9 protein-coding genes are annotated in these 15,681 nt (G+C 47.3%); 2 read left to right on the forward strand and 7 right to left on the reverse strand.

The window, feature by feature from the left end; all coding sequences use genetic code 11:
• Positions 1-49: 49 nt before the first annotated feature.
• The gene (locus MHB85_RS25555) at positions 50-1,369 is read right to left on the reverse strand and encodes a TrkH family potassium uptake protein (RefSeq protein WP_374954426.1); all 1,320 of its coding nucleotides are present in this window, start codon (positions 1,367-1,369) and stop codon (positions 50-52) included.
• A 522-nt stretch (positions 1,370-1,891) separates the two neighbouring features.
• On the opposite strand from MHB85_RS25555, the gene MHB85_RS25560 reads away from it, so the two are divergent.
• A complete protein-coding gene (locus tag MHB85_RS25560; protein ID WP_105601264.1) occupies positions 1,892-3,589 on the forward strand; it encodes a CPBP family intramembrane glutamic endopeptidase in 1,698 nt (565 codons plus the stop codon).
• Here the strand turns inward: MHB85_RS25560 and uvrC are convergent.
• Positions 3,558-5,645 carry an excinuclease ABC subunit UvrC gene (gene uvrC / locus MHB85_RS25565; RefSeq protein ID WP_105601265.1) on the reverse strand — a complete coding sequence of 696 codons (2,088 nt, stop codon included), beginning with the start codon at positions 5,643-5,645 and terminating at the stop codon, positions 3,558-3,560. The genes MHB85_RS25560 and uvrC overlap by 32 nt on opposite strands.
• A gap of 474 nt (positions 5,646-6,119) precedes the next feature.
• On the reverse strand, positions 6,120-6,437 hold the full coding sequence (gene trxA / locus MHB85_RS25570; RefSeq protein WP_017692451.1) for a thioredoxin: 318 nt from the start codon (positions 6,435-6,437) through the stop codon (positions 6,120-6,122).
• Positions 6,438-6,700: 263 nt separating this feature from the next.
• On the opposite strand from trxA, the gene MHB85_RS25575 reads away from it, so the two are divergent.
• Positions 6,701-6,856 (forward strand): hypothetical protein, encoded by a 156-nt coding sequence (locus MHB85_RS25575; RefSeq protein WP_017692450.1) that lies wholly within the window; start codon positions 6,701-6,703, stop codon positions 6,854-6,856.
• A gap of 159 nt (positions 6,857-7,015) precedes the next feature.
• Here MHB85_RS25575 and dnaI read toward each other — a convergent pair whose 3' ends face one another.
• The 4 genes from dnaI to MHB85_RS25595 all read right to left on the reverse strand — a co-directional run bounded on the left by dnaI (position 7,016) and on the right by MHB85_RS25595 (position 15,518).
• Positions 7,016-7,966: a primosomal protein DnaI gene (gene dnaI / locus MHB85_RS25580; RefSeq protein ID WP_076319793.1), complete on the reverse strand. Its 951-nt coding sequence runs from the start codon at positions 7,964-7,966 to the stop codon at positions 7,016-7,018.
• A gap of 264 nt (positions 7,967-8,230) precedes the next feature.
• A complete protein-coding gene (locus tag MHB85_RS25585) occupies positions 8,231-11,026 on the reverse strand; it encodes an alpha-mannosidase (protein ID WP_105601267.1) in 2,796 nt (931 codons plus the stop codon).
• Entirely contained in the window at positions 11,023-14,202 is a 3,180-nt protein-coding gene (locus MHB85_RS25590; protein WP_341073907.1) for a beta-galactosidase, read from the reverse strand. The genes MHB85_RS25585 and MHB85_RS25590 overlap by 4 nt, the downstream gene beginning before the upstream one ends.
• Positions 14,199-15,518, reverse strand: coding sequence for a glycoside hydrolase family 125 protein (locus tag MHB85_RS25595; RefSeq protein ID WP_074096344.1), 1,320 nt, complete (start codon positions 15,516-15,518; stop codon positions 14,199-14,201). The genes MHB85_RS25590 and MHB85_RS25595 overlap by 4 nt, the downstream gene beginning before the upstream one ends.
• Positions 15,519-15,681 lie beyond the last annotated feature (163 nt).

A 15,681-nucleotide genomic window follows, 5' to 3' on the forward strand; every position in this document is an offset into this window, starting at 1 on the left:
TTCTTCACGAACCCCTTATCCAAATCATTTTCAATCACTAAAAATAGATTTATCCAATAATCATTTTGCCTTCCGGATACCTGTATAACTCTTTACCCTTTTTCTGCCCAAGTGCATACGCTAATGTGATCGGTCCAAGCCTTCCTGCAAACATCGTAAAACAGATCAGGAGTTTGCCCAATGTAGTCAACTTCAGCGTCAGTCCCAGCGATAATCCGACAGTACCAAAGGCCGATGTTGTTTCAAATAATATCATCATAAAACTGGCGTCTTCTGTGGTACTCAGTGCCATCGTTACAGCTATGATGAACAAAAGCGCCAGCAATGTAATGGTAAGCGCCTTGAAAATCCGTTCCTGTACGAGCCGATAGCGGAAAAACACGATATCTTCACGTCCACGCATCATGGCGATGACCGCGCCAGCCATAATCATAAATGTCGTTGTTTTGATCCCGCCTCCGGTAGAACCCGGCGAAGCACCAATGAACATCAGAATGATCATAAAGAACTGTGTTGCCTGTCTGAGTCCGGCAATATCTACCGTATTGGCTCCTGCTGTTCGCGGCGTAACGGACTGGAAGAATGAACCGAGAATTTTGCCACCCCAGTTCAGGCCACCCAGTGTCCGTGGATTGCTAAATTCAAATACGAAAATGACAAGTGCACCAAACACAATCAACAATCCAGTCATTAACAGTACAACTTTGGAGTGCAGAGACAGCTTCCGCGTTTTGCGGTAATCCACCAGGTCTGACAGCACTACAAAACCGATACCACCAGAGACAATCAGGAATATCGCTGTAAAATTAACCAACGGGTCATACACATAACCGGTCAGACTGCGGAAATCCCCAAACATATCAAAGCCCGCATTGTTGAACATGGAGATCGCATGCCAATAGCCATAATAGATCGCCTGTCCGACTGGCATGTCGAATGACCAGCGGATGGCAAACAGTGTGCCACATATGCCTTCGATAATGAGTGAGTAGATCACAACTTTACGAATGAGCCGGACGATACCCTCCATCGTGCTCTGGTTCATCGCTTCCTGTAGAATCAACCTTTCTCTGAGCGAGATCCGCCGTTTGAACGCAATGGCAACCAACGTGGACATTGTCATGAAGCCCAGTCCGCCAATCTGAATCAGAATCGCGATCACAACCTGACCCAGCACCGAGAAGTGAGTCCCTGTATCGACCACTACCAAACCAGTGACACAAACAGCCGAAGTTGCTGTAAAGAGCGCATCAATAAATGCAAGACTGTCACCGTTACGGTTGGATGCCGGAAGCATTAACAGCAATGTGCCTACCAATATGATGCCAGCAAACCCTAACACAAGAATACGGGGCGGCGATAATCGCATCCATTGAACATTCAGTTTCACTTGAGTATCTTCCACCTCTTCTACAATGAAAATAACTCCACACCCGTGGAGCCTTCTTCATTTGTAATGCTGTTGCCAAACGTTAAACATGTATGAATCAGATTAAAACGACATATATAATGAAGTTGGAATATATTCTATTCGTTCCCTTGTTGTGCGAAAGACATGCGAATCGTTGCACATTTGCTTCAAAATTATAAGCGTTGCGACGTTTGTAGACAAAACGTTTTTTGTGTAAATAGCATCGAATTCAGCCAAAAAGGGAAAAACTCAGATATGGCGACGGATGGATCAGATTCTTTCGGTCCTTTTCATTCATTTTCAAGGATTTACACCAGTTTTCGTTACATCATTGGCATTCGGTGCTTGGCCTGTGCTATGTTAACTTTAATATCCATATTAGTGCGTGTTCAAAAAAGGGCGGTTTTCAGTACCAAGAAGATGGGATGAAGCCAGAGACTTTTTGAACAACCTCTATTAAATAAGGAGGAACAACATTACATGAATCCCTTAGGGCAGCCTTTGCAACTTAAGGCTAACTTCAAGCGGCTGGGGTTGCTTGCGGCGATTGGCCTGATTCTATTTTTTGTATTTCAGATCTTTCCTGCCACCTCATCGCAAACAACAGAAATTTCGTCTACGTCCTTCATAACCAAGGAGCAGGCGACGCAATCCGCACGATCATTCGCAGCTTCTGTGAATGACTATACACTGCCAAATGATGATGAAAAAACCCTGGTAACCTACCAGACACATTCGGATATCTACGGGTATATGGCCAAAACCAAACAACTTGATACCTATAACCAGAAATGGGAAACAAGCTATCCTTACGATGTATTCCGCGTTCGTTTGCCTGATCAGGACAAAGGCGGTTATCTTCATGTTGACGTACATATGAAAACAGGAAAAGTGGTCGGCTTCAAACGGGAACTGCCTTCTTCCCTCTACACCGCCATTGAGGCGGAACAAAGCACCGGGAAAGTGACCACATCGCAAGTACTTGCTGAAGGCAATATATCTTTGGACGAGAAACAACAGCTTGCGGCTGGCGTTCTGACCGAATTTGGTTATGAAGTGCCGGCACTTCAACTGGAGACTCGCGATGGTGAAGCGGGACTGAAGTATGTGGATTCTGAAAAAGCCATTGGAGACTCCAAGCTTGAACTGAACTTTACGTTTGAAGAGGGTGCGGTACGATCGTTCGATCCTGGCTTCTCGGTCCCTGAATCCCATACCGATTATGTGAAAGCTCAGACGCGACAAGCCAACTGGATGACCTATGGCGGCTATGCGTTCCTGACCCTTGTTCTGGGCGTGCTGGCCATTATCTATAGCATTCTGACCCGAACACATACTTCTTTCAAACGCGGGATCATTCTCTCACTGGTGTATTTCGCAGCTTCGGTGATTGGCACGCTGAACATGATTCCTCTGCTTCAAGCACAGGGATTCTCCAACTTCATGTTAGCGTTCCTGATGTTATTTCAGATAGGTATTACACTGGTCATGAGTGCAACCATCTATCTATCCCTCGTTGCCGGTGACGGCATGTGGCGTAAAATCGGTCTGAACCCTTGGCCTCGTGCCAAAGAACCGGGATACGGAAAATATGTACTTCACAGCATGGTTGCCGGTTACCTGTGGGCATTCATTCTACTGGGTGTGCAATCCATCCTGTTCTTCATTCTGGAGCGGAGCATTGGCACATGGTCAACAACGTCAGCAGATCAATCTACATTCAATATGACCTATTCGTGGCTCTTCCCGATCATGGCCTGGATGGCCGGTATTGGTGAAGAAGCCGTCTATCGACTGTTCGGCATTCGTATGATGCAAAAGATTGTGCGTAACACGTTTATTGCCTGTCTGATTCCAACCATCATTTGGGCACTTGGACACACATTGTATCCGATCTATCCAGTAATCACCCGTCCCATTGAGCTGTTAGTGATTGGATTGCTGTTCAGTCTGATCATGCTGCGTCACGGCTTCATTGCCGTTGTATTCGCCCATGTGATCTTCGACAGCTTGCTGATGGGACTCAGCTTGGTCTTTATGGGAGATGCCCTGAATATGGCTGCCGGACTCTTCTGGATTGTACTCCCGGCCATCGTTGGATATGTGATCTACAAATTCAATCCAAAACAAAAAGAGAAGCCGTATGTTACGACTCCTCATCCCGAAGTGCTGCAATAATCTGATTTGCCAGTTTGTCACCAATAGATAGAGGCCGGAAGTCTTCGACGCTGGCCTCTTTTATTTTGCGCAAAGAGCCAAAATGCTTCAACAGCAACTTACGCCGCTTTTCTCCAATACCCGGAATGGCATCCAAACGTGATGTCACCATCGATTTGCCACGCTGTTCCCGGTGGAACGAGATCGCAAAACGGTGGACCTCTTCCTGTATCCGCTGCAACAGGTAGAATTCCTGACTATCCCGTGGCAGGGAGATGACTTCCGGTGGATTACCGATCATCAACTGCGAAGTTTTATGCTTCGCATCCTTCACCAGTCCACATACCGGAATAAACAGCCCCAGCTCATTTTCCAAAATATCAACCGCAGCCGAGATCTGTCCTTTACCACCATCGACCACAATCAGGTCAGGCTGGGTCAGGTTTTCTTTTAATACCCGCTCGTAACGGCGACGGATAACTTCTCTCATGGTTTCATAATCATCCGGTCCTTCAACCGAACGGACCTTATATTTCCGATATTCCTTCTTATCCGGTTTACCATCCGTAAATACGATCATGGCGGATACCGGGTTCGTACCCTGGATGTTCGAGTTATCAAACGCTTCAATACGGTGAAGCTGATCCAGTCCAATATATCGGCCTAGCCCTTCAGCAGCTTTGGATGTCCGTTCTTCATTTCGCTCAATTAGACGGAACTTCTCTTCCAGTGCTACACGTGCGTTATCTACAGCCATGGTGATCATCTGGCGTTTCAATCCACGTTGTGGGATGAGCACTTTGATCTCCAACCACTCCTGTAAAGCAGCAGCAACCTGAGTGGGGTCTTCCAGTCCTGATGGGAGCTTTTCAGTTGAAGTAGTTGTATCCATTATTGGAGCATCCTCTTGCATACTATCAGGCTGTTCAACTTCTGACTCAGCGGCACTTCCATAAGGTGCCCGGGTCTCAGCAACCAGTGGCTGGTTAGCTGTACTTTGCTCCACTTGTTGCGTCTGTTCGAACTCTATCGTAACTGCGGCAGGCACCGATCCATCAGCATCAGATAACGTATCCAAACTGTCGTTATCCGTTGCAAATTCCTTGGGCATTTCCGGCAACAAAATTTCTTGTGGCAATGCCGGATTATCACTGTAATACTGTGTTACATAGGACATGAAATCACTGTACGCCTCACCGTAAAACGGGAAGGTGGAGACATGGCGTTCGATCATTTTACCCTGACGCATATATAGAATCTGGACACACATCCAGCCTTTATCAATGGCAAAACCAAATACATCACGGTCTCTGGCATCGGCCATCGTAATTTTCTGTTTTTCCATCATCGCATCAATGGCGATTACCTGGTCGCGCAGTTCCTTGGCACGTTCAAAATAAAGATCCTCCGCAGCCTCTTGCATCTTACGCTGCAAATCCTTCTTGATCTCTTCGTGACCACCGCTCAGAAATGAACCAATCTCCTGGGAAATCTGGTCGTACTGCTCCTTCTCCACTTCCTTCACACAAGGGGCAAGACACTGTCCCATGTGATAGTACAGGCACACTTCTTTGGGCATTACACCACATTTGCGCAGAGGATACATGCGGTCGAGCAATTTTTTCGTTTGGTGTGCCGCATATGAGTTCGGATAAGGTCCGAAATATTTGGCTTTATCTTTCAGCACACGCCGGGTTACTTCCAACCGGGGGTGCTTTTCATTTGTAATTTTAAGATACGGGAATGTCTTGTCATCCTTAAGCAATACGTTATAACGCGGCATATGTTTCTTGATCAGGTTACACTCCAGAATGAGTGCTTCCATGTTACTGCCCGTCACGATATATTCAAAATCACGGATTTCGGAGACCAGTCGCTGAGTCTTTCCGTTATGACTACCGATAAAATAAGAGCGTACGCGGTTCTTCAGAACTTTAGCCTTACCTACATAGATAATCGTGCCTTCACTATTCTTCATCAGGTAACATCCAGACATATCTGGCAGCAAAGCGAGCTTGTGACGAATCTGCTCCAATGCCTTCTCCTGATCCTGCAAATCATTCATGAATTGGTCCATAATTCGGTGAATCCTCCTTCCCGAAAAAAGTATAAATAAAAGGTTACACTAAGCCATTCTGATTACAGTACCGTCTTCCAATCCGTTATTGGATTGTCTCTGAGTCACCTTTTTTTATAAGAAGAAACTAAAGATAATTCACACTGACACTACGATGACAGAACAACCTTCCAATCCCTGTTATCCCCAGATTTTTTTCATTCCCTTTTCTCAAGGGAAAAATCTGTTGATAAAGGGGAACGCTTCGCTTTTTCAGGTTTTTTCTGTCCTCTCCGTTACTGTGTAAATAATTAGTTCCAACTATATATCAGAGATGAATCCGGGATAAAGACGAGCACTTCGCTTCTCCAGATCGGTTCTGTACTCTACAATCAAGTGTGAAAAATATTTTTACTTTATATTGTCCTATATAAAGGTATTCGACGCAAAACGCCCCCGGCATGTAAACCGGAGGCGTATGTGTAAACCTGTAAATTATTGGTGTTTTGCGATAATTCCTTTGAGCGCATCTTTCGAATTCAGACCAACCACTTTATCTACCGGTTGACCGTCTTTGAAGAAGATCAAAGTTGGAATGCTCATTACGCCAAAGCGGGAAGCAGATTCCGGATTTTCATCCACGTTAACTTTAGCAATTTTCACTGCATCGCCAACTTCTGTGGACAGCTCTTCCAGGATTGGAGCGAGCATTTTACAAGGACCACACCAAGGCGCCCAGAAATCAACAAGAACCGTTCCTTCGCCTTCTACTTCAGCGTTGAAGGATTGATCGGATACGTTAACAATAGCCATGAAATTGTCCTCCTTATATATACTTACGGTTTTATTTTAACCTGTAACGTCGTGAACGACACTTCCAGTATAACACAGGTACGTCAAACTTGTGAATTGAACGCTGCAATGTTCATCTTCCCAACATCAAATCTTCACAATTACAGGATGTGGCATACCAACTTCAAAATCTTTACAAACGCTTTCTTTTCCAAGTATACTAAAATTACTCCGGGTTTCAGCCCCAATACGGGCAAGCTGTTTCCCCATAAGGAGGCAATAACATGGATGCAAATGTGCGGATCAGCGACCCGCGTGAACATGTGAACGAGGAACCCCGCAACGATCTATTTGATCTGATCGCGGGTGTTGCCGGCATGGCCGGCCTGATGACAGTGATCTTTTTCGGTATGGTTATCTTCAAATTCCTCACCGAATAGGACACTCACAGGTCTCACGCAGGACCAGAAAAGCCCGGTTTTCGCGACAATGCGAAAGCCAGGCTTTTTTTGGGACTACTTTAACTTTTGATTGCAATCAGCTCAGCTTCTAAATCGTAAGCTCCACCGATAAGAACCATTTCGTTCAATTAGCTCGGTTCAACGTTTGCCGCGCTGATTCTCACCCCGAACGGAGATGACATCCACAAATGGACGAATCCGGTCCATGAGACGCTGCCCTTTATTCATTTCCTCGCCGTCCCGATTGGTGAAACTAAGATGTTTCTCCAGCCCATCCAGATTGTAATTGGACGTATAGAACGTTGGTTTGCGATTCATCCGATAGTTCAGAATGGACCCCATCACATGATCTCGAACCCAAGGGTTCAGATTCTCTGCCCCGATATCATCAAAGATGAGCAGATCACAACTTTTCAAAATATCCGTCATTTCCTTCAGCTTCTGCCCTTCACTGATCATGGATTTCAGATCCTCCACAAAGTCAGGCATATAGATGATGACACCCGTATGGCCTGCAACCGCCAGTTCATGCAGCAGATAACACATCAGAAACGTCTTGCCTGTCCCGAATGTTCCTTCCAGAAACAGTCCTTGCGGAGATAATCCATTCTCCTTGGTCTCCCTAATATAACGAAGCACCTGATTCACTGCCGGAGCACGCATCCGATCCTTGCCCATAATCTCCACGTCGTTGTATCCGGCACTGAGTGCACGCTCGTCCACATAGAAACTGCGAATGCGTTGCTTAATGATATGTTCATTTTGCCGGGCGATATGTTTGGAACAAGGCGCTTTTATATCTATGATTTCGGGTTTACCGTTAAAATGTTCTACTTCCAGTTTGCAAAAGTGGCCCTGAAAATCGTTAGGACAGTTGTCGAGTCCCGGACAATTCGCACAGTTCTTAGAGTCTTTGGCGTACTGAAACAGCTTGCTCAGATCGGTCATGAGCTGTGCATCTTGCAGTTCAGGATGACCTGCGCGGAATTCGCGTACGTACGGATTTTCCATCAATTCCGCCGCAATCCGCCGCGATTGCTCACGAAAGGCAGGGTTCAGCTGCTGAAGCAGTCCTCCCAAGGATTCCATGGCTTCAAGCCCCCTTAATGTTTCAATATAGAATGAACAATTGAAGTGTACCCCTGACCATCTTGATGGCATAGGAACTTTCGATCATTTGCAATTCTACTGTTCATTCTATAGAAAAACAACCAATAACTCAACAGATACATCTGGTAAATAGCGTAACCCTTCCACCACCGTACGTAATGCCTAGTTTAGAGCACACTTGCAGTCCTGTACCTTTTAGTGTGTGTTCAAAAGTCTGTTTTTCGACTCTTTAAACAACTTTTATCAGCGGCGCAAGCCGACAGTAACGATCTCGCATGAACCTGTCTGTATGTTCCATTCCTTGCTGGCAAATGATAATGTCGACGCCTCTTCTATGTTGTGGGAATGAAGCATTTCGCCCTCTTCCTCCAGGATGTTGCTTTTGTACGCCGTTTCGAATGGCTGCGGAATCACTTGTGATGTTGCAAGCTTCAACGTGGCAGAGTTGGTGGTCATATTGAACCAGCGGAGCATCACATCACCGGAATCCTCATTTACCTTGAGCGAAGAAAATGCTAAACCGTCTCCTTGCCATGCAAACGGTGTGTTGCTAGGTGTCAGATAACCCGGGTGTACTTCAGTCTGTGCCAGCGTCCAAGGAACCTGGAACTGATACGCCTCAATATATGCACCTGACGCTGAACCATTGCCATCATGCGGAATGATCTCGATTTTAAACGTATGTTCACCAAGACATTGTGCTTCAGGTGTCGGGAACAAACCCCAGTCTCCAAGTTCACCCACAGCACGAAGGAGCGTAACCGCAATAGTATTGCGCCCATCCTGAAGGACTTCATATTCATTCAGACCCAGATTGGCAACGACCAATCCGGCGTCCTTTTCACTCACATCCACAAAATTCTGTTGATGTTGTGTATTGCTTGGATTTTGCCACTCTGGTGCAGGCTTGTTATCACGTGTTGCAATTTCGAACATGGAATCCACATGATGAACAGCAGATACAAGATCCGTCGGGAAAAGAGCACGTACCCGATGATCCTTCGCCTGATTGTTGAAGGTTGTCTCCAATTGTACTCCTTTTCCACTACGACTAAGTGATATAACCGTACGGATCTGAAGTGGAATCATTTTAGTTGAACGCTGGGCTTTACGATGTGGATAATAAATCAGTTCCCGCTGTTCCTGATCCAGCATCTCATCCGCTGACTCCGGTATTTCCCAATGATGAATCACCTCGAACGAGGCCAAGTATGATGTATCCTCAAGGACCCGAATTTCGGCCTGAAGTGCTTGTGTTGTCAAAGCAACTTCATTCTCTGGTTGTTTGAACATGTATTCATTACCGATATCACCCACATTTTCGTACACGCCAAGGTCCTTATAAATCCGGCCTGTTCGTTTGTCTGTAATTGTGAATGAACCGTTGTCTGCAATCGTGACGATCAAATGTTGATTTTCCATGCCACGTTCACCACGCAACAGCGTAGTCGTTTTTGACGGAGTACCACTCTTGGCATCATCCGCAGAGTTGACCAATGCATAGGTTTTCAGGCCAAATGCAGCTACATTCTCTGTTTCAAAACGAATACGAACACACCGACAGCTATACGGCTGACGGAAGCGGTCATCCGGCAGATCATAGCCAAATTGCAGACCCAGATCCTCCACCGTGCATGGAATGAGGTTACCATCTTCATCTACCAGTATGCGATCTGACAGGTCAACGGCTTTCATCTGCGTCGCCATCTCTTCCAATGTATATCCATCACGGAAATACAACCGAGCCGCGTCCAGTTCCATCTGAACCACACCGCTGCGTTCCCAACCCGTTGTATTAAACACCACAACAGGTCGAGCCTGCTCGCCATAACGTGCAAATATGGAGGTATCCACGGCTGTGGCAATCTGGCTGGTGCTCTCCTCAATCAATGCCTCTGCTACATGACGGCTCTTATCAAACCGTGTCACCATCTCACGGTGTACCTCATCCACACTGCATCCACAGATGCTGTCATGCGGGTGATTTTGCATCAGCGTTTTCCATGCATACGTCAGTTGATCATGTGGATAGGCATGTCCAAGCAGATAGGCAGAGGATGCCAGTGGTTCGGACACTTTTTCCAGCATGGTCTGGCCCAGTTGGTTCATCTGTTTCAGATACACACGAGCCGAGGCCGTGTTCACCAGAGTTCCCCAACCATCGGTACGCTGGCTGCGCAGTTCGCCTTTGACCGTGGACAGTTCATGTTCAGCCGATGCTCTCAGGGCGGTCAGATAGTCCGGGAAGTTCGAGTGAACAAACTCGATATCGGGATATAATTGCTCAGCCATACGGATGGCTTCTGGCAGGTCTCGCTGAATCGGTTGGTGATCACATCCGTTCATGTACAACAACTCATTGGTCGATGCATATTTCTCAGCGTCTGCAAGCTTGGTTTCCCAGAACTTGCGAGCCGAAGCCTCGTCTACCGGAACCTCATTCCCGTTGGAGTACCAGTTGGCAAACAATACGCCGAGCACTTTCGATCCATCTGGCCCTTCCCACATCAGCTCCGAGAAGCTTGATTCATATCCGGCATCCGATACCGTATTATTAAATCCCGTAGGCTTCACACCACGTCCAAAAAACACATTATCAATGCCCGATTGCTGCATCAGCTGCGGAGTCTGTCCGACCAATCCGAATGTATCGGGAAAGTAACCAATTTTCGAAGGGGTGCCGTAACGTTTGGCGTCCTTATGTCCAACCTGCATGTTGCGCACATTGGCTTCTCCACTTGTTAGAAACGCATCCTGTAAAATGTACCATGGTCCAATCACAATCCGTCCATTGCGGATATGTTTCTCCAGTCGTTCCTTCTGCTCCGGTCGAACCTGAAGATAATCTTCGATGATAATCGTTTGTCCATCCAAATAAAAGCTTTTGTAGTCCGATCCCTCATCAAGCTGATCCAATAGTGAATCCACGAGCTGAATGAGCCGCATATGATGCTTCTCATACGGCAAGTACCATTCCCGATCCCAGTGGGTATGCGAAATAATGTGTGCTCTTTTCGACTTGTTTGTCTGTTTGGTCATCGTGTTACGCCCCCTCTTTCCTCTTGTTGTATAATCTCAACCTCATCCGGGCGATATATGGCATTCAGCTTTCCAGAAGCATCTGTCGCAAATAACACCGAACGATTCTTCTCCAATTGGAACGAGTACGATACACCTGTACGTTGATCTCTCACATGAACTTCATGGTTCAAGGCAAACTCCGATACAAATACATACAGATTTCCTTTTGGAAAACTCAGCTTCCGGCCGTAGATCCCTGCGATATCTCCGCCAGATATCCATTCCAACTCCTGTTCGATGCCCGAAATCTCGGTTGCATAACGATACAATTCAGCAAGTGGCTCGTCCCGTCCATTTAACTCGAGCGGCAGTGGAGTCCATATTAATTTCCCTTTGCCCAAAGGCAGAACGTGTACTTCATCTGGTGTAACATTATCCCTGTGAAGCAAAGTCTCCTTCGCCACCTCGGCGATACGACGCCGTCCATAGGTCACCCGGTGATTCACGCCATTAATATTCAGCAGTTCTTCCCGCTGCACGTTACCCAGACTGCGTTTGCCTACGATATGATCTGCCCGGTCAGTTGCCTTCCAGTATGCATCCAGCCCCAGTGGTCCAGTGATGAGCAGACTTGTACCTTCCTTCTCCGCAAACGTGAGCAATTGTTGAAGTGCATCGCTGTCCATATTGTGCGGACTCGGCACGATAATCAGTTTCGGTAGCTGCTGCTCCAGTGCTTCCAGATGATATTCGGATAACGCACGGAATGGCAATTTCAGATCATAGGACATCACGCGAGTAAGCTTCGTTGTGGCATCATATGCCAGGGCACGGTTGGAGAAGTCATTGGAATACGGGAACACCACTGCAATATCCTCCAGCTCACGGTCTTCAAAGAGATCACGAATGCCATGCATGAATCGGCCGAAATCATAAGATACATCCGCCTCCGGTTTCTCCGTACCATCTGCACGCAAGGCTCCGATATGAGACTCATTGGCATTATCCATATAAAAGTTGGTGTTCCATATCCATTGCACCGCTCCTGCGCCGCCTGTCGAGAAAGCATAGGCGTACTTGCGTTCGAGAATGCCACGAAGCTCTTCTTCCGTACGTTTGGCTCGCCCATCCGGGGTTTCCACATACATGATGCCCGTCTCCTGGATGAGATTTGGCTTATGTGGCGTTTTAGCGAAAATTCCATCCCAGATCAGATCATCATTCAACCACCAGGAATGCACGGTTGTATAATCCACTTCTCGTTCATAGAAGAATGGCGAAGGACGCTGTGCACCAAGGGCTTCGTCCTGTCCCACAGTGACCAGATGATCCGGTACCAGATCCTTGATCGTACCTACAAGCTCTCTTGCCCAAACATTGTGCATTTCCATGGAGAAAAGACAGTAATCGAGCCAGCGTGTTCCTTTTTTGGCCTTGTGCATGTCCTGTACATCAAAGTTAATCTCTTCTGCCTCCGGGATCACCGCGGCTGCAAAATTGGGGAGCTGCTTCGGTGACATGTTCCATGCCTCCTGCAACGCTTCAATCGTCTGATGCCGCTGCTGAAGCCATTCGACAAAGGCTTGCTGTTCATATGAATCCCTCGCCGAGCGTGGACCAGCTGAGAAGATGCGCACCGGATCAAACATGGATGGCTCATTAATCAGATCCCAGTCCACATGTGTTGTATGCGTGTGACGACTGACGATACTGCGGATGAAACGTTTCTGTGCTTCGACACTCTGCGGGTCCAAATACGGATTCGTTCCTTCCCATGTCTCCGGTGTAAAGGAGAAGAAAGTGAACGTGACCTGCAAGCCGTGGCGCTTCGCCGTTAAAATAAATGCATCAATGGCACGAAGCACATCCTCTGCCATATGACCGTCCACCTGCATCATGTTGCGATAGGCGGTCCAAATTCCCGTCCGAATCCAGTTGATTCCTGCTTTTGCCATCTGGGCCATGTCTCGATCCCAAACATCCGCATTCGGCAGAAATAAAAATTTCCGTGCCACATCGGAGGTCATGTAGGTCATGCCTACAACGGGCAGAGGACGTCCGTCTTTTACAAAATAGTCCCTGCTGCGGGTAATCACTTCCCCTTCTGCCAGCAATGCTGCATCTTGTCCCCAGAAGCCTTGACGCAAGGCCCGAACTTCCCCGTCAGGTGCCTGCGCGTGGCATACGATCCGATACAGCCCACTTTCAATGGAAACCGGGAGAAGTATACGTTCGAAACGCTGCTCACCGGAAACTTCCATCTCCAGTTGATGGCTCCATACCTTCTCCGTCGTTCCACTTATGCGATCCTCATGCTCGACCGTTATGTCAAACGTCCACAGCTCGGACTCGGTAAGTCTATTGCCTGCACGCTGTAAAATCTGGCCTTGAAGTGTGAGTACAGCCCGTTCATCTGGCTCATACGAAGCATAATTCGTTTTCAGGGATAACTCAGTTACACCTTGCGCACAGAATTGCGCCCACTTCACAATCTCGTCAGCGCCATCCTGCGTCCAGAATGAGGTGGTCAGCGGCAGGTGCACAAATATCCATCGTGAACCAACGAAAGTCCCGCGCGAGTTTTCCCACAGAACGACCGGAGCGGCGATGCTACGTCCATCCTTGCTCATGCCACGAAGTAATGGATAAATCTGCGTACTCATGGGACCGGATGAACCCATCTGGTGGGGCAGATCACTTGTTTTGGTTGTATGTGGAACCAGATTCCATGTATCTGCCTTCTCGAACAGCCCCTCTTTCCCAGTGAGAAGCGGGATCTGTTCGGATGACGTGTACGATTGCACATTGGCAGAAGATACGTTCAGTGCCTCATGAATATAGAGTTCCTGATGATACGCGGTCTGCTCGGACTCTACAACCCATGCCCCATTCTCATATCGAACCGGACGTTTAAAGGGTGCGCCCCCCATACTGATCAGGCTTCCGCCCTGGTGCAGGTAAGCTGCAATCTCCGTCCAGGCGGACTTGGGAAAATAGGGTGCATGCAGATTGACCAGACATCCTTCACCAGCCGTCGCTTTCAACGCCTCTGCAAGTTCATCAGCGTTTACAACGGTGATCTCTTTGACTGCTTTCCATGTATTCAGAGCCTGCTCAGTTGGAAAAGCACCTTCCATTGGAAACGCAGGATCAGCGAAAATAATCAGCTTTTTATCATTAGGTTGGATACTCATAACAGGCCATCCTTCATGGATTTATAGACCAACTGGGAGAACAGGCTGTTGGACCATGCAAACCATTTTCGTGTAAAAATCGTTGGATCATCAGCGTGGAAGCCTTCATGCATATAACCTGTATCCGCATCTGTCGCTTCGAGCATGCGAATAATCTCCAGTTTCTCCTCGGCAGACTGCGCAGTCAGACCTTGCATGGACAATCCCATATGCCAGATGTAATCTGGTGGTGTGTGCGGGCTACCGATTCCTTTGGCAACCTTGCCCTCATAATAGAACGGGTTCTCTTTGCTCAGAGCGAAGCGGCGGGTATTTTGGTAGATCGGATCATCCGCTGTGACGTAACCCAGATATGGAATGGACATGAGTCCCGGTGTACCCGCATCGTCCATAAGACAGTGGTTGCCATAACCGTCCGTCTCGTACGCATAGATCGGTCCAAATTCCGGATGACGATAAATACCGTACAACTGAATGCCGTGATCTACGTCCTGCTCCAGATCCTTCAATTCCTGCAAAAGTTCCATATCCCGGAACACCCACTCGGCAAACTCCTGCATTTGGCGCAGAGCTACCACCGCGAACATGTTGCCAGGGATATTGTAGTGGAAATCACACGCATCATCACTGGAACGGAAACCGGACCAGATCATACCCGTGTAGTTGACTGGCATACCCTTTCCGTGATTGCGCAGGGAATCTGTTGGGATACCGTTATTGCGAGTGAAGCGATATGGAGATTGTTCCATGTGATGCTGTTCGACTTTGAACAGGTCCACGATTTTACGCATCGCTGCTTTGAAGCTTGAATCGAAAATGTCAGTCAGTTCGGTTTCCTTCCAATATAAGTACGCCAAACGTACAACAAAACATAATGAGTCAATCTCAAATTTGCGTTCCCACACCCAAGGTGACATCTCGGTCTCGTCCGTAGTGTTCCAATGCCAGTCGTTAGCAGTCTCATTGAAGGCATTGGCATATGGATCGATGTGAACATATTGGATATGACGTTTGATCAGCCCGCCAATAATGCGTTGCAGGTCCTCATCTTCTTTTGCAAACGGAATGTAATGTACAACCTGCTCCACGGAATCACGCAACCAGGAAGCCGGAATATCTCCTGTGATAACAAAAGTCGTACCGTCCTCCATCAACTTCGTTGTTGTTTCAATAGTGTTGGGGAAGCAGTTTTTGAATAATTGAAGCAGTTTCGGTCGGTGAGCCAGTTTCTGTTCTGCTTCTTCGAGCACGGCCTGAATGGATTGTGGCAAAGCAACAGGTGGCATGGGTATTTTCGGTAATCTGAACTGTTCCATGGATGAGTGCAACTCCTTAAACAAATTGAATGGTGTAGCTGTACAGGATGAAACAAAAAATTTACACGGGACCACTGCGCGGTCAGAAATATCCTCCGATCGCTGTTATCCCCAGATTTTTTTGATTCCCTTTTTTAAAGGGTGAAATCTGGGGATAAAGGCG

Origin of the sequence: Paenibacillus sp. FSL K6-4396 (genome assembly GCF_038002525.1) — a bacterium.
Taxonomy (GTDB): Bacteria; Bacillota; Bacilli; order Paenibacillales; family Paenibacillaceae; genus Paenibacillus; species Paenibacillus amylolyticus_B.